15 protein-coding genes and 1 pseudogene are annotated in these 14,495 nt (G+C 61.8%); 4 read left to right on the top strand and 12 right to left on the bottom strand.

Translation table 11 applies throughout. The annotated features are described in order from the left end of the window. The 4 genes from ABRP88_RS09065 to ABRP88_RS09050 form a co-directional block, all read right to left on the bottom strand. On the bottom strand, positions 1 to 691 hold a 691-nt coding region (locus ABRP88_RS09065; protein ID WP_349836997.1), incomplete at its 3' end, for a type II secretion system F family protein. Beyond that, a complete protein-coding gene (locus ABRP88_RS09060; RefSeq protein WP_349836996.1) occupies positions 684 to 1,886 on the bottom strand; it encodes a TadA family conjugal transfer-associated ATPase in 1,203 nt (400 codons plus the stop codon). The genes ABRP88_RS09060 and ABRP88_RS09065, both read right to left, overlap by 8 nt. Then, on the bottom strand, positions 1,883 to 2,953 hold the full coding sequence (ssd, locus tag ABRP88_RS09055; RefSeq protein WP_349836995.1) for a septum site-determining protein Ssd: 1,071 nt from the start codon (positions 2,951 to 2,953) through the stop codon (positions 1,883 to 1,885). Before ssd ends, ABRP88_RS09060 begins: the two co-directional genes overlap by 4 nt. Before the next feature lie 348 nt (positions 2,954 to 3,301). Next, positions 3,302 to 4,018 carry an oxidoreductase gene (locus ABRP88_RS09050; RefSeq protein ID WP_349836994.1) on the bottom strand — a complete coding sequence of 239 codons (717 nt, stop codon included), beginning with the start codon at positions 4,016 to 4,018 and terminating at the stop codon, positions 3,302 to 3,304. A gap of 125 nt (positions 4,019 to 4,143) precedes the next feature. Between ABRP88_RS09050 and ABRP88_RS09045 the strand changes: the two genes are divergently transcribed. Together ABRP88_RS09045 and ABRP88_RS09040 are read left to right on the top strand one after the other, a co-directional pair. Continuing rightward, positions 4,144 to 4,647 carry a phage holin family protein gene (locus ABRP88_RS09045; RefSeq protein ID WP_502879891.1) on the top strand — a complete coding sequence of 168 codons (504 nt, stop codon included), beginning with the start codon at positions 4,144 to 4,146 and terminating at the stop codon, positions 4,645 to 4,647. 78 nt (positions 4,648 to 4,725) lie between these two features. After that, complete coding sequence (locus ABRP88_RS09040; RefSeq protein WP_349836993.1) at positions 4,726 to 5,634, top strand: alpha/beta fold hydrolase; 909 nt, start codon at positions 4,726 to 4,728, stop codon at positions 5,632 to 5,634. Between the two features lie 63 nt (positions 5,635 to 5,697). Here ABRP88_RS09040 and ABRP88_RS09035 read toward each other — a convergent pair whose 3' ends face one another. The 4 genes and pseudogenes from ABRP88_RS09035 to nth all read right to left on the bottom strand — a co-directional run bounded on the left by ABRP88_RS09035 (position 5,698) and on the right by nth (position 8,839). Continuing rightward, entirely contained in the window at positions 5,698 to 6,894 is a 1,197-nt protein-coding gene (locus ABRP88_RS09035) for a MarP family serine protease (protein ID WP_349836992.1), read from the bottom strand. 62 nt (positions 6,895 to 6,956) lie between these two features. Then, entirely contained in the window at positions 6,957 to 7,658 is a 702-nt protein-coding gene (locus ABRP88_RS09030; protein WP_349836991.1) for an NUDIX hydrolase, read from the bottom strand. After that, complete coding sequence (locus tag ABRP88_RS09025) at positions 7,655 to 8,245, bottom strand: TlpA family protein disulfide reductase (RefSeq protein WP_349836990.1); 591 nt, start codon at positions 8,243 to 8,245, stop codon at positions 7,655 to 7,657. The genes ABRP88_RS09030 and ABRP88_RS09025 overlap by 4 nt, the downstream gene beginning before the upstream one ends. A gap of 4 nt (positions 8,246 to 8,249) precedes the next feature. Beyond that, a pseudogene (nth, locus tag ABRP88_RS09020) lies at positions 8,250 to 8,839 on the bottom strand (endonuclease III). A 404-nt stretch (positions 8,840 to 9,243) separates the two neighbouring features. On the opposite strand from nth, the gene glxR reads away from it, so the two are divergent. Beyond that, positions 9,244 to 9,927 carry a CRP-like cAMP-activated global transcriptional regulator GlxR gene (gene glxR / locus ABRP88_RS09015; protein ID WP_005276495.1) on the top strand — a complete coding sequence of 228 codons (684 nt, stop codon included), beginning with the start codon at positions 9,244 to 9,246 and terminating at the stop codon, positions 9,925 to 9,927. An 85-nt stretch (positions 9,928 to 10,012) separates the two neighbouring features. Here the strand turns inward: glxR and ABRP88_RS09010 are convergent, their stop codons facing one another. The 4 genes from ABRP88_RS09010 to ABRP88_RS08995 all read right to left on the bottom strand — a co-directional run bounded on the left by ABRP88_RS09010 (position 10,013) and on the right by ABRP88_RS08995 (position 11,878). Beyond that, a complete protein-coding gene (locus ABRP88_RS09010; RefSeq protein ID WP_349836989.1) occupies positions 10,013 to 10,828 on the bottom strand; it encodes an MBL fold metallo-hydrolase in 816 nt (271 codons plus the stop codon). Between the two features lie 18 nt (positions 10,829 to 10,846). Then, positions 10,847 to 11,305 (bottom strand): RidA family protein, encoded by a 459-nt coding sequence (locus ABRP88_RS09005; protein WP_349836988.1) that lies wholly within the window; start codon positions 11,303 to 11,305, stop codon positions 10,847 to 10,849. Further along, positions 11,306 to 11,464 carry a Sp36 family protein gene (sp36, locus tag ABRP88_RS09000; RefSeq protein ID WP_126318073.1) on the bottom strand — a complete coding sequence of 53 codons (159 nt, stop codon included), beginning with the start codon at positions 11,462 to 11,464 and terminating at the stop codon, positions 11,306 to 11,308. It abuts the gene before it with no gap. A 90-nt stretch (positions 11,465 to 11,554) separates the two neighbouring features. Beyond that, positions 11,555 to 11,878 carry a WhiB family transcriptional regulator gene (locus ABRP88_RS08995; RefSeq protein ID WP_005276491.1) on the bottom strand — a complete coding sequence of 108 codons (324 nt, stop codon included), beginning with the start codon at positions 11,876 to 11,878 and terminating at the stop codon, positions 11,555 to 11,557. Between the two features lie 145 nt (positions 11,879 to 12,023). Here ABRP88_RS08995 and ABRP88_RS08990 point away from each other — a divergent pair, with 145 nt between their 5' ends. Beyond that, complete coding sequence (locus tag ABRP88_RS08990) at positions 12,024 to 14,495, top strand: transglycosylase domain-containing protein (protein ID WP_349836987.1); 2,472 nt, start codon at positions 12,024 to 12,026, stop codon at positions 14,493 to 14,495.

Here is a 14,495-nt window from a genome sequence, read left to right as displayed (position 1 = left end):
CTCCCCCGCCGAGCAAAAAGCCCAGCGAATTGGCCCCCATCGCCCCGCCCATGGCGATGCCCGCAATGGGAAGACACGCCAAGACCGTCGCCGTAGCTTGGGGTCCCTGCAGCCCGGCTGCGGTGGATTGGTGGTGGCGGCGCAGCGCATCCATCCGGCTTTGGGCCTGCTCAAAGAGGCTGGCTACCCCGATGCCATGCTGAGTAGATAATTCGAGCAGGTGGCCTAACCGGGTAAGTTCTGCATCCGCATGGGCGCCAGAGAGCGCCACGTGTGGGGGCGCGCCGCGGGCCGCCGCGGTAGCGGTGGATTCTAAGGCCGCGCTCATATCCCGCGGCGTCGTCGAGGGAAGGGACTCCGCCCCGCGCGATAGCGCGCTTGCGAGGGTCGCCCCGGCGCGCAGGTCAGCGGTCACGACACCGAAGTATCCGGCTAGGGCCTCGCGGCCGCGCCGGCGCGTGCGGGCGGCCATGACGTCCTTGATATACCACGACACGCACCAGGCGATGATCGCCGCCGCGACCGCAATGCTTATCCGCCCAACCGAGAAGAAGACCAAGCTGCCGCAGAATACGGCGCCCAAAATGACCAGGGAACTGGCCTTTATCCGGCTGCCCTTTCCGGCGATGCGGGCCGCGCTCGAGGGCGCAGACAGCAAAAGCGCTGCGGCGAGCAATAAGAAACTAAGCATCCGCCTGACCTCCTGCTTCTTCGCGCCGTTCCTCCAACAGCGCGGCGGAGAATTCCGCAAAGCCAGGCGCGGGCCCTTCGGTCGCACTCCAGACAATGCGCGGGGTGACCGGATTGCCCTCTAAGACGCCGATATGGGCCAGGCGCCGGCCGTGCGGCGTGCGCTCCATGGTGAGCACCACGTTGACGGCAGCCGCCAATTGCGAGTGCAGGGCGCTGCGGTCCAGGCCGCCGAGTGCGCCGAGGGCCTCCATGCGGGCGGGTACCTCAAAGAGGGAATTGGCGTGCAAGGTACCCGCACCGCCATCGTGGCCCGTATTCAGCGCGGCGAGGAGATCGACTACCTCTGGGCCGCGAATCTCACCGACGACGATGCGGTCTGGGCGCATGCGCAGCGCTTGCCGCAGCAATTGCGCCATGGTGATTTCCCCGCTGCCTTCCGCGTTCGCCCGGCGCGAGACGATGCTCACGCAATGCGGGTGGTGCGGCGACAGCTCCGCCGTATCTTCGATGACCACGATGCGCTCGCGCTCGGATACGGTTCCTAAAAGCGCCGAGAGCAGCGTCGTCTTGCCGGAGCCGGTACCTCCGATAACGAGGAAGGACAATCGCTTGTCCACCATCGCGGCAAGCAGCTGGCCGATGTCCTCCGGCACGGTGCCATTGGCCACCAACTGCGGCAGGGTGGTCTGCGTCTGCCGCAATACGCGCAGGCTAATGCACGTTCCGCCCACTGCGGGTGGGCTTAAAAGGGCATGCACGCGGAGCACGACGCCATCGGGGCGCGTGACGCGGCCATCGGCAAAAGGCTGGGCATCATCAAGCCGCGTGCCCGATGCCGCGGCCAACCGAGAGGCAAGCTGGCGCACCTCCCCATCGTTGCGAAAGGTGATATCGCTGCGCTCTAGCCCCTCTCCTCGGTCCATAAAGACGTGTTCAGGCCCGTTGACCACGACATCGGTCACGCCCTGCCGGGCCAATAAGGCATCCAGTGGCCCCATGCCGGTGGCATCTTGGCGCAAGCGCCGGAGCAGATCCACCACGGCGACATCACTGATAACCCCTGCTTCCTCGCGGATCCGCCGGGCCAAGCTAGGGGCGTCGTGCACCAGATCCGGCTCGGCGGCAATGACCCGCTGCATCTTCTCCATGGTCTTTTCCATGGTTTCGGCCGAGCTATCCATCGCCACGCTCATGCCCCTACCTCCTCGCGCACCGTACGGGCGGTTTTGGCCAGTGCCGCGGGGAGCCGGGCCGGTAATCCACCGATCTCGATGCTGCGGGTGAGCCCGCGCACGGTGGGCAATTGGGCGATGACCCGGTGGTGGATAATGTCTTCTACCTCTGGAGCACTCAGCGCCGCCCACTGCCGTTGGCGCAGAATCACCACGATGTCGCGTCGCGCCTCATCCAGGCGCAGGATAAGTTGTGCGGCAGCCGCTGCCGAGCGCACCTCCGCTGCCACCACCAGCACCACGTGCGTGCAGGAAGCGGGGATATTGTCCGCCGTGCAATCCACAACGCATAGGCCCTCGCCCGCATGCGCCGCAGACGTCACCGCCGCCAAGAGCGTGGCATCCAGCTTGAACGAGTCCTTGACCGTGCTGCGCGCTGCGGATAGCACCGCTATGCCATCGGAGGTAGAGGGCAAGGCGCGGTAGAGATCGGCGGCATCGATGCTGCCATCGCCAATATTGAGCTCCGGCCAGCGGGCACCCGGCGCCGTTTCCACGCCGAGGAGGAGATCGAGGCCGCCGGAGTGCGCGGTGGCATCGATAAGCAGCGCCCGCGCCTGCTCACCCGCCATGCAGTGGGAACGCGCCAGGGCCGCTGCAAAGGTAGAGGCTCCTACCCCACCGCTGGCGCCCACCACCGCGATGGTGGCGCTACCGAGGTGGTCCTCCGGTGGGTGCGCGGCCTGTGCAATAGCCGCCAGCAGGTCTTTAATCTCCGCGGGGATAATAAAGGCGCGGTCCGCATGGCAGGCAAGTGCCGCCTCGTAATCAATGGGCCCCGGATCTGCGGCGAGGAAAAGCACCGGGGCGGGCGTAGCCTGTGCGGCTTGGGCAGAGGCGATAACGCGTGCCATGAGCGCATCGACCAGAACCGTATAGGCCCCGGCGAGGCTGCGCGGAATATCGCGGGGATCGGTCACCGTAATGACCTCGTGGCTGGTCGCGGCGGCGGCATGAACTGCCTCGGCGCGCAAGGCTTCCTCACCTATGGCAACGACGATGGTGGAGCGAGACTGTGCTGTATTCATGCCCCCTAGCTTGAAGCACCCGCCTCGGCTGCACTAGGGATGGAACTTCCCGCCTGTGGATAAGTACGGGAAAGCTACCACTTAGCGCTCGGTTAGTTGCATTTTCAACAAAGCCTTGTGGATAACCGTAGATATAGGTGACGGCCCGCGCATCGGGGGGTGCGCGGGCCGTCAGTAACCCGGCCTCGGGGGGCGAGCCGGGGCAGGCCACACTGTATATCGGGGCCTTGCACCGCTTATTATGACACGTTCATTACCCGATCACAACAGCTAAGAAAAATTATCTACCTGCACGGCGATGACCAGCACCGAATGGGTGTTCACCGCCTACCGGGTACGGGCGTACGGTTAGGCAGCACGGGCGATGGCATCGGCTTCTTTGCCGCCTACCTCCCATGCGGAGAGATAGAAAAGCACCACCTCACCGGGGCTGTCGCGGTAGTTCGCGCGGCACTCGCGATAGGCCTTGGAATGACGGTGGAAATACACCTCTGGCACGGCGAACCCGCGGGGATCAAAGCCGGTGTGTATGGCGGCCAGTCGGGCCGCAACCCGCGCCACCACGCCGCTGCGCGGGCCAAAGAATTCGCCGGCCGCGATTTCAGCGTGCACGACACTTGGCAAAAGATCGCGGAATGCCGGGCCGCTACCCTGCGCAATCAGGCGCGCCAAGCCCTGCAAGCGCGCACTATCGCCGCCGGGGATCCCGGTTCCGCCGGCAGCGACGTCGATGCGCGCGAGCACCTGCAGCGGCGCGCGGGCAAAGGAACGGACGGTGGAGTCCACCACCTCAGGCGCCGCCACGGAATACGCGCTGACCGAGCCGGCGAGCGGCCCACTTTCCACATCGCCCGGGCCAGGGTGCGGGGGGATGGCGTGCCCATCCAAGGCCACGCTAGCGCGCGCCCCGCGCATCAAGGACTCCGCGGAGATGACCTCATACCTGCGCAGCCCGGCCGGCCTGCGGTGGGCGCGCGCGATGGCCGCCGCGGCTTTGTCCGCACCTTCTTTCACCCCCGGGAGGCGAAATAGCGGGGATAACGGGTCATTTTCTGGCATATACATTAGGATAGCCCTAGACGCCCCGAGCCCCGAAGGCCCTTACCTTTGGCGTGGCACCGTAAAACCGCGCTGTATCTATTATCATTGGGGCCGTTACAAGGTTTAGATGAAAACGAGGAGAATTAATCGTGAGCAACGATGGATTATTTACTGACGGCACCGATCAATTCGCACCAAAGGTTAATTCGATTCCTTTGAGCGATGTTGATGCATCGTCCTCCGAAACCTCCATCGGCAAGTTGGTCTCCAATGCCACCGAGCAGATGTCCCAGCTCGTGCGCTCTGAGGTAGAGCTGGCCAAGACGGAGCTGGCGCAGTCCGCAAAGAAGGGCGGCATCGGCGCCGGTTTCTTCGGTGCAGCGGGCACCATCGCGCTGTACAGCTCTTTCTTCTTTTTCATCTTCGTCGCTGAGCTCCTCGCCCTCTGGCTGGACCGCTGGGCTGCCTTCTTGATCGTCTTCCTCGTGATGATCGTGGTGGCCGGTGCCCTCGCCCTGCTCGGCGTCAAGAACGTCAAGAAGGTCAAGGCACCACAAAAGACCATAGATTCCACAAAGGAACTCAAGAACCTGATTCCGGGCAAGGCGCAGAAGTCGCTGGACCGCAAGGACACTCACGGCCTGTACACCTAAACCGCACGCACTATTAGATCCGCCTCAGCCTTTCCTGGGGCGGATTTTCTGTACACATAGAAAGGCGCCTTGTCCTCCATGGCCTTAGCACCACTTCCCCCCTCCACGGTTGAGCTGGAAGGACCCTTTGCGCACGAGTTTGTCCACACCCGTGGCATCCGCCTGCACGTGGCCATAGCGGGCGATAGCGCTGATCCCCTCGTCGTTTTTATTCACGGCGCTTTTGGCGGCTGGTTCGATTTTCAAGAGGTCATCGGGCCCCTCGCCCAGTGCGGGTACCACGTTGCCGCGGTGGATATGCGCGGCTTTGGCATGTCCGATAAGCCGCCCATCGATCCCGGCCAGGATATCCGCACCTTGGTCGGTGATCTGGATGGCCTCATCCAGGCATTGGGCCACGATGATGCCTATATCGTCGGCGCCGATACCGGTGGCGCGGTGGCGTGGTGCCTGGCCGCCGAGCGCCCCAACCGCGTCCGCGGCCTGGTCTCCGTCTCGGCCGCCCACCCCGTCGATATCCGCCGCGCCATCGCCGCCCGCCCCTGGGACTTTGGGTGGATGATCCTGCGTTCCCTCCTCTGCCACCTACCAAAGGTCACCCGAGCGAATACCTTGCTGCTCAGTCCCCGGGCCTATCGCAAGGAGCTCAGCCTGGATACGGGGCCCGCGCTTGCCGATGCCACCCTAGAGTCCATCCTTAGCCTGCGCCTGCGCGCCTCACAGATTGGCAAAGTGCGCCGCGGGATCCTATGGAATCACCGGATGCGCACCGCCGTGGTGCCCTTAAACTGGTCCGAATTAGGCGTAAAACGCCCCGTCCTTTTCATCCACGCCCAACAGCGCTTGTGGAACCCGGTGATAAAGCGGGCCGCCCTCCGCGCCCGCGCTGGTTTTAGCGCCACCTCGATTCCAGGTGCCAAGAACCTGCCCTTCCTCGAGGCCCCCGAGCAGTTCGTCGACGAGCTGCTCCGCTGGCTCGACGCATAGGGCGCGTGGGGCGCGTAGGACGGCGCGTGGGGAGACATACCCCACGCGGATCTAATACGAAGGCTAGTGCGCCACGCACTCGCCCGTTTCTACCGGGCGCTGCAATTGGGTGACATCCCCAATGTGGCCGATGACCTCGTCTGCGGTCAGCGCGTATCCGGTCTCAGAATCATCCACTGAGGCGCCGAAGATAACGCCCAAGACCTCGCCCGCGGTATTGACCAGGGGGCCGCCGGAATTGCCCTGTTGGATATTGCCGCGCACCGTATAAGAATCGCGCTCTACCCGGCCTTGGGAATAGATATCTGGGCCGGCGATGGTGATGCGATCGCGCACCCGGGCCATTTCCGCGTTAAAGGGACCGGAGTGTGGAAAGCCCATGACCATGGCATCGTCGCCGGTCTGGGCCGGCTGCTGCGCCCACGGCAGGGGTTGGATGCCCAGATCCGGCGCGCGCAAGACGGCGATATCGACCTCTGGGTTGTAGTAGACCACCGTGGCGTCTTTTAGCCCGAGCTTCGTATCCAACCTCACCGTTTGGGTGCCGGCCACCACGTGGGCATTGGTCACCACATAGTCATTGTCCACCACAAAACCGGAACCCAAGAGGCGGCGGGAGCACTCTTCGGCATCGCCAAGCACGTGAATGATGGACGGGCGGATGCTGCGCACCAGCTCTGGGTTCTGTACGTCCGGAGCTGGATCCTCGACATCCTCGCCGCTGATGGACTTTTCCCACGGCGAAACCAAGGGCGGAAGCCCCGATTCATTAAGCATGGCCGCCACGCCGTTGGGAAGGGAAGCCAAGCTCGGCGGTGCGGCAGCATTGAGGTTGCTCAGGATGCGGGATTCGCGCAGCCCCTGCCCTGCGGATCCGCCCAAATTGGTGGCCACGGGGATGGAAATCATCCAGATGACGATAAGGGCAATAAAGGACTGGAAAACCGCCCCGAACAGCGAATCTACCCGCTGGGTACTGCGCGCCTTCATGCGGTCGCGCACGTTGGTGCCCAAGGAAGAACCGATGATCTGCCCGATGCCCACCAGCAAAACTAGGATGCCCACGAGCAGGAGCAGGCGCAGCGAAGGCTCGTCCACTTTGCTCAATACGCTGGGTGCTACAGCGATGCCCACCACGAGGCCCGCGCCTACGCCAATGGCGGAGAGCACCGCGGCGAGCGCACCATTGCGCCAACCACTGAGCAACGCTGCTAACACGGCAAGCACAATCAGGCTGTCAACAATGAGCGCAGCAGTCATGGCTTTGGTTCTTTCTCTATCGAAATCTCGTGCGTCCTCCGGCGCCTTAAGCGCGCGGACAATTAGGACATCTTCTCATTATTGCGGGACTTTTTGAGGGTGTCACGCAGGTCTATGACCGAATTGTTATCCCACGGTACGCTCCACCCAGAATGATCCAATAATGCTGCCAGCACCCCGGCAGTAAAGCCCCAAATGACGTAGTCATTGGCATAAAACGCCGGTCCTTGCCACTGCTTGAATCCCACCAGCAGGCGGTTGCGGGGGTCAATGAGCTCCCTGATCGGGACGAAGAACACATCATCGGTCTCCGCCGGGCTAGCGGGATAGACCTCGCCCGGCTCCGCCCAGTGGGCCAAAATTGGGCTTACCGGATTCCCCGTGGCGCGAATGTGCAGCTGTTCCCACTGCTCTAAGGGCGTGACCGTGTGGCGCTGCAGATCGGTTTCCTCCCACGCCTCCCGCAGGGCGGTATCTACCAGCGAGGTATCGCCCGGATCCCGCCGGCCGCCGGGAAAGGCAATCTGCCCGGAATGCGAGCGCAGGGACGGCGAGCGGTGCGTAAGCAAAATTTCGCCATCCTCCACACTGTTCCCGCTAAGCAGCATCAGCACCGCGGCTTCCCGCTTGACTGGCACTTCTTCCTCCGAGCCATTGAGCTGGGATGCTTGCCGCTGCCCAATAAGCTCCTGCACCTGACTCGGATCGACGCCCAGCGCGGGTTTTATCCACTCGGGTGCGTATTCGGGCCATAATTCACTCATCCGGCAAGCGCCTCCTCAACCGTTTTTTCGATCTCGGCCGCCGAGGTAAACGGCTGCGCCGCCTGCTTGATCACTTCCCCATCGCGGAGAATGACGGTCACGGGAACCACGCCCGGCAGGCCCAGCGTGCCCGCGAAGCTATTATCCGGATCCTGGAAGCTCGGCAGGTCTACTCCAACATCGTTAAGGAATGCGGCCCCGTTGCCGGCATTTTTATCCGCGTGCACTCCAATGACCTTCCAATCCGGGTGCGATTCCGCCACCTCGTCCAAGTAGGGCAATTCCGCGCGGCACGGCTCGCACCACCACGCCCACACGTTGGCGATGGTAATTCCTTCATCCGCCTTGTCCCCTTCGCTTGCATCATCGCCGCCCAGGCACTCCAGATCCACCCCGGCGATGGGCCCCGCGGGGCAATCTGGGCGCTCTGCTACGTCCTGGTCGCCCGCAGATCCCGAGCCCGCGCTAGGGGCCTGCGCCGAATCGCCCGCGCCGGTGTCATCCCCACGCAGCTGCATGACTCCCACTACCACGAGGACTGCGATGACAATGGCCGCAATGACGGTGCCGAAGACGTATTTTTTCATACCGCTAGCTTAATGCAGCCGGGCACAGATCCCGCACCACGCAATTCCCACACTCCGGGTTCCGAGCATGGCAGACGCGCCGACCGTGAAAAATCACGCGGTGGGAAAACATCGTCCACTCGTCCTCTGCAATGAGCTTAGCGATGTCCCTTTCAATCTTCACCGGCGTCTTCTCCCCCGTCAGCGCTAGGCGCTGCATCAGGCGGCTAAAGTGCGTATCCACCGTAAGGCCGGGTACCCCGAAGGCATCGCCCAGCACCACCAGCGCCGTCTTGCGGCCCACCCCAGGCAGAGAGGTAAGTTCCTTTACGGTCTGTGGCACCTCGCCGTCGAATTCAGAAACTAGGCGCTCGCCGATGCCCATGAGGTGACCCGCCTTGGCCCGCTGAAACCCAGCGGCCGCAGGATCGCCTCCAAATCTTCCCGCTTGGCCGCCGCATAATCGGCCGCCGTGGGATAGGTGCGGAAAAGCTCAGGGGTCACCGAGTTCACGCGCGCATCCGTGCACTGCGCGGAGAGCACCGTGGCAACCAAGAGTTGGAGGGGAGAGTCAAAATCGAGCTCGCACTGCGCATCGGGGTGTTCGCGTGCCAATCGCGCGTTAATGATGGGCGCCCTCTTACTCGGGGCCGCGGTGGCTGGCTGTGATGAACTCATACCGCCAAGCTTAGTAGGATAGGAATACATGATTTCACTTGTTATTTTTGTTCCGCTTGGCATCGCCCTTTTCGCGCTCCTGATGGAAAAATTGGAAGCGGTTGTCTTCGCGGATTAATAGAAAACGCGCTGGCTGTAACGCTGGGGGCGTAAGTGATCCCATTTCTGTTATGTGAACGAAACTAGGGCAGTACCCAAAAGTGACGAACTGCACTGTAAAATGGGGTACGCTAAAAATTGACCCCGCTTGTTCCGCATTAGCGTGCCTCCCTGGAGCCCGCAAAAGGATGTGGCCCAAGCACTTTAGTGACTTATCGCAGTCGACATCCAAGGAGTAAAACGTGGAAGGCGTACAGGACACCCTCTCCCGCGCCGGAATCTTCCAAGGCGTTGATCCCGTAGCAGTGCAGAATCTTCTCGAGCAGATGGAGACAGTGCGCTTCCCGCGCGGTACCACCATCTTCGATGAAGGCGAGCCCGGTGACCGTTTGTATATCATCACCTCCGGCAAGATTAAGCTCGCCCGTCACGCCCCGGATGGCCGCGAAAACCTCCTGACCGTGATGGGCCCGTCCGATATGTTCGGCGAGCTCTCCATCTTCGATCCGGGCCCACGCACCTCGTCTGCCGTCTGCGTGACCGAGGTTCAGGCCGCCACCATGAACTCCGAGCTACTGGATAAGTGGGTAAGCGATCACCCCGCCATCGCCCAGCAGCTGCTGCGCGTGCTGGCCCGCCGCCTGCGCCGCACTAACGCCAACCTGGCGGACCTTATCTTCACCGACGTGCCTGGCCGTGTTGCCAAGACCCTGCTGCAGCTGGCTAACCGCTTTGGTGTCCAGGAAGGCAGCGCGCTGCGCGTCAACCACGATCTCACCCAGGAAGAGATTGCCCAGTTGGTCGGCGCTTCCCGCGAGACCGTCAACAAGGCCCTGGCTACCTTCGCCCACCGCGGCTGGATTCGCCTCGAGGGCAAGTCCGTACTCATCGTCGATACCGAGCACCTCGCCCGCCGCGCGCGATAAAACCAAAAATTCCCTCCGCCCCCGTGCATAAGCACTAGGGCTGGAGGGAATAAGCGTTTTAGCCGGCTGACCGCCGCGCCGGGCGTTAGTTGTCGGTACCGTCGAGGTACTTCAACGCGGTGCGCGTAGATTGCTCTGCGGCATGGCGCAGCACCGGATCCACATCGTCATACATTTCATTGACCAAGGTGGTCAGGTCCACGTCATCACCCAGCCGGGAGCGGATTTCCCGGATCTGATCTAGGCGGTAGTGGCGGCGATCAATATACTTGCGCGCTACCTGCGAGGTATCCTCCAAATCCGGCCCGTGGCCCGGGAAGAGCGGAACATCCTTGCCGCGGGATTCCAGCACATCCAGGGCATGCAGGTAATCGGCCAAATCGCCGTCCGTTTCTGAGAGCAAAACGGTGTGGCGCCCCGCGATGGTATCGCCGGTAACGATGCCTTCTAGCCGGGATTTTTCCACCTCCCCGCTCCACACGAAAAAGGACGTGGAGTCCGCGGTGTGGCCCGGTGTATGCAGGACCTCCAGTTGCGGGGTGATGCCCTCCAAAGTCAGGATTTCACCCTTCTGCAACGCCTCCGCGCCATTGCAATAGCTAGGATCGAAGGCACGGATAGGTGCGCCGGTCATCTGCCGGAGCCGTTGCGCGCCCGAAGCGTGGTCATCGTGGCGGTGGGTAAGCAGAATTAAAGCCACCTCACCGGCATGGCGATGCACAACGTTGAGGTGGCCTTCATCTTCCGGCCCCGGGTCTACGACGATCGACCGAGAGTCTTCAGCGGCGCTGATAATCCAGGTATTCGTGCCCTCGAGGGCGGTATAGCTGGGATTATCACAAAGAACTACGCCGACGGATTGGCTTACGGGACGCAATTGACTGTATGCGGGGTGCTCCATGCCTACCAGCCTAACCGATCACTCAGCGATCTCTACGATCAATTCGATCTCCACCGGGGCGTTCTTGGGCAAGGCGGCAACGCCGACTGCAGAACGCGCGTGCGCGCCAGCCTCGCCGAATACTTCCCCGATGAAATCCGATGCCCCGTTAACCACCGCGGGCTGTTCTTCGTAGCTGGGATCCGAGGCCACGAAGCCAACGATCTTGATCACGCGGGAGATATTGTCCAGCCCGATCTCGGCATCGACAGCGGCCAGGGCATTAAGTACGGCGGTGCGGGCCTGTTCTTGGGCCTGCTCCGTGGTGACCTCGGCGCCCACCTTGCCGGTCACCGGCAGGGAGCCTTCCACCAGGGGAAGCTGGCCAGAAGTCCATACCTGATTGCCCACGCGCAGCGCTGGCACATAAGAAGCCAGCGGCTTAGCGACGCCCGGCAGTTCCACCCCCAGCTCTTTCAAGCGAGCGGAAAAGCTCATTTACTCTGCCACCTCGCGCTTGAAGTAGGCCACCACGTTCTCCGGGTTGGGGCCAGGGGTGATGGAGACCAATTCCCATCCGTCTTCGCCCCAAGAGTCAAGAATCTGCTTGGTGGCGTGGGTCAGTACTGGTGCGGTTGCGTATTCCCATTTAGTCATGGGGTTCATTCTAGCGATTTAATACGACTTATGCCGACCCTATTTCGCAGCGCTGTCGCCGCTGCGAGGACAGTCACACCCCTGACCGCCTTAAATGCCGACGAGTTCGCCACCCTTAGCCAGGTAATTGGCCCAGTCTGTGATGTGAGGGTTCTTGCGCAGGAGCGCGCGGCGCTGACGCTCGGTCAACCCGCCCCACACGCCAAATTCCACGCGGTTATCAAGGGCGTCTGCGCGGCATTCCGTTAAAACGGGGCAGTGGCGGCAAATGACGGCGGCTTTGCGCTGTTCAGCGCCGCGCACGAATAATGCGTCTGGGTCCTCATTGCGGCACTTTGCTTGAGTGACCCACTCACCACGCTCGGGATTTCGGGCTGTATTGGACATTCCCGCAGTCTTCACTCGAACGGTCATGGGTGAGTGTTCTCCTTCCCAGACGGAATACTATGTACCGAGGCCTGAGTCTATTCACTAGAACGCGAGATTGTCTACGAGGTCACACTTTAGGGGGTGCAGGTCACCCTCCCCATTGCCAGGCAAACCACGTAGGGTATTGGGCGTGACTGTCTTCAAATCTTTGTCCAAGATAGCCCTGTCCACGGTCTTGGTAGCCGCGCTCATCGCGCTCGCGCTTGCCCCCTTCGCGGGCATTTCCGGCGTAGCGATCGCCCGCACCAACCAGACCATGCAATCGGACCTGCAAGACCTAACAGCCGGCAATATCCCTGGTGTTACCACGGTGCAGGATGCCTCGGGCAAAGATATGGCCTATGTCTATAGCCAACGCCGCCACCCCGTAGATGGTGACGAGATTTCGGACGCGATGAAAAACGCCATCGTCTCCATTGAAGACGAACGCTTTTACGAGCACGGCGGCGTTGATCTCCAAGGCAATTTCCGCGCCCTGTGGACCAACCTCACCTCCGGCGGGGTATCCCAGGGCGCGTCCACCATTGACCAGCAGTACGTCAAGAACTACCTCCTGCTCGTCTCCGCACAAAACGATGAAGAACGGGCCGCGGCGACCGAGCAATCCGTCACCCGCAAGCTGCGTGAAATGCGCATGGCAACGCAGATGAATGAAGAATTGGATAAGAAGGAAATCCTCACCAATTACCTCAACTTGGTCTCTTTTGGCAACCATGCCTACGGCGTGGAGGCCGCCGCGCGGACCTACTTTGATAGCCACGCCGCGGACCTCACGGTGCCGCAGGCGGCGATGCTGGCGGGCATGGTGCAGTCCTCAGAGCGCCTCAACCCCTATACCAATGAGGAAGAGGTGCTTGACCGCCGCAACGTCGTGCTGCAGTCCATGGTGGATAACGGCTATCTGGAGCAGGCGGATGCGGATGAGTATAAGGGGGAAGAATTGGGTGTCGGCAAGCGGCCCAATACCTTGGACAATGGCTGCATCGGCGCAGCTGATCGCGGCTTTTTCTGCGATTTTGTGCTGCAGTACCTTGAGGAAAAGGGTATGGACCAAGATCAGCTTGCCAACGGTGGATATACCGTAAAGACCACGTTGGATCCGCAGGTGCAGGATACGGCGCTATCTGCGGTGCAGTCGCGCACCAACCCGAATGCTCAGGGCGTCGCCGAGGTGATGGACGTTATCGAACCGGGCACGTCAGACCGCAAGGTCTTGGCCATGGTCTCTTCCCGTGCGTACGGGCTGGACCAAGATAATAATGAAACCCTGCTGCCGCAGACCAACTCCTTGGTGGGCAATGGCGCCGGCTCGGTTTTTAAGGCCTTTACCGCCGCGGCCGCCCTCGAGGCTGGCTACGGCATTAAGAATACGGTGGATGTGCCCACCCGCTATGAGGCCGAAGGCCTTGGCCACGGCGGCGCCGATAACTGCCCCGCCAACCGCTACTGTGTGGAAAACGCGGGCAACTATAAGGCCACGATGACACTGCAAGAGGCCTTGGCCCACTCGCCCAATACGCCATTTATCAAGCTCACCGAACAGGTTGGCGTGGCACCCATCGTAGATATGGCGGTACGCCTCGGCCTGCGCTCCTACGACGAAAAGGGCACCTTTGATAAGGACACTTCCATTGCGCAGCGCACAAAGGACGCCAATTCCGGTTCCTTTACCCTGGGCCCCAACCCGGTAAATCCGCTGGAACTATCCAATGTCGGCGCAACGATTGCCTCCAATGGCCGGTGGTGCGAGCCCAATCCCATTGACGAGGTCCTGGACAAGAACGGCAACGAGGTCTACCTCAAGGAAACCCCATGCGAGCAGGCGGTAGACCAGGATGTAGCCCACGCCATAGCCAATGCGCTGTCTGAAGATGCCACACAGGGAACCGCCAAGGATGCCGCCCAGGCTGCTGGCTTTAGCTCTCCCATCGCCGCCAAGACCGGTACCACCGAGTCCAACCAGTCCTCGGCATTTTTGGGATTCAACGACGGGCTCGCCGCCGCTCCTTATATTTATAACGACGGCACCGATACCCAGCCGCTGTGTACCTCACCCGTGCGCCAGTGCACCGGCTCCGGCAACCTCTTTGGTGGCTTAGAGCCCGCGCAGACATTTTTCACCATGGCATCGCAGCTGCCGCAAGCTACCCAGGGCGGGCTGCCCAACTACAACAAGAAATACGATGACGGCACCACCGGGGATAAGTTGCTCGACAGCTTGCGCGGGAAAAACGAGTCACAGGCCCGCAGCACCCTTGAGGCCAAGGGCTATGTGGTAAAAACCTCCCGCGTTGTCGGCGGGGATGTTCCCTACGGCCGAGTGGTGCGCGCGATTACCGGCAAGGATGGCAAGAAGGACGGCGCCGAGATTACCCTGCAGCTTTCCGATGGCACCTCTGCCACCCAATCCCCCTCCAGCGGCGTAGGCAGTGCGAATACGACCGGCGCACAAAATAACACCGGCAGCGGGAACACTACCGGCGTGAGCAACTGGGGAGGAAATAACGGCGGCGGATTGAACCTCAGCCCAGAGGATTTTGGAATCCGCCAGGAAGATATCGATAACTTCCGCAACGATATCCGCAATCTCCTCGGCCGCTAA

The organism is Corynebacterium sp. KPL2734 (assembly GCF_040225595.1).
Classification (GTDB): domain Bacteria; phylum Actinomycetota; class Actinomycetes; order Mycobacteriales; family Mycobacteriaceae; genus Corynebacterium; species Corynebacterium rhinophilum.
Note: the sequence above shows the minus strand (reverse complement) of the source record. Positions and strands in the feature narration are given on the sequence as shown.

Excerpts from the sequence above, each read along its gene's own strand:
- ABRP88_RS09060 (WP_349836996.1), bottom strand. The coding sequence starts at position 1,886 with ATGAGCGTGGCGATGGATAGCTCGGCCGAAACCATGGAAAAGACCATG.
- ssd (WP_349836995.1), bottom strand. The coding sequence starts at position 2,953 with ATGAATACAGCACAGTCTCGCTCCACCATCGTCGTTGCCATAGGTGAG.
- ABRP88_RS09050 (WP_349836994.1), bottom strand. The coding sequence starts at position 4,018 with ATGTATATGCCAGAAAATGACCCGTTATCCCCGCTATTTCGCCTCCCG.
- ABRP88_RS09040 (WP_349836993.1), top strand. The coding sequence starts at position 4,726 with ATGGCCTTAGCACCACTTCCCCCCTCCACGGTTGAGCTGGAAGGACCC.
- ABRP88_RS09035 (WP_349836992.1), bottom strand. The coding sequence starts at position 6,894 with ATGACTGCTGCGCTCATTGTTGACAGCCTGATTGTGCTTGCCGTGTTA.
- ABRP88_RS09030 (WP_349836991.1), bottom strand. The coding sequence starts at position 7,658 with ATGAGTGAATTATGGCCCGAATACGCACCCGAGTGGATAAAACCCGCG.
- ABRP88_RS09025 (WP_349836990.1), bottom strand. The coding sequence starts at position 8,245 with ATGAAAAAATACGTCTTCGGCACCGTCATTGCGGCCATTGTCATCGCA.
- ABRP88_RS09010 (WP_349836989.1), bottom strand. The coding sequence starts at position 10,828 with ATGGAGCACCCCGCATACAGTCAATTGCGTCCCGTAAGCCAATCCGTC.
- ABRP88_RS09005 (WP_349836988.1), bottom strand. The coding sequence starts at position 11,305 with ATGAGCTTTTCCGCTCGCTTGAAAGAGCTGGGGGTGGAACTGCCGGGC.
- sp36 (WP_126318073.1), bottom strand. The coding sequence starts at position 11,464 with ATGACTAAATGGGAATACGCAACCGCACCAGTACTGACCCACGCCACC.
- ABRP88_RS08995 (WP_005276491.1), bottom strand. The coding sequence starts at position 11,878 with ATGACCGTTCGAGTGAAGACTGCGGGAATGTCCAATACAGCCCGAAAT.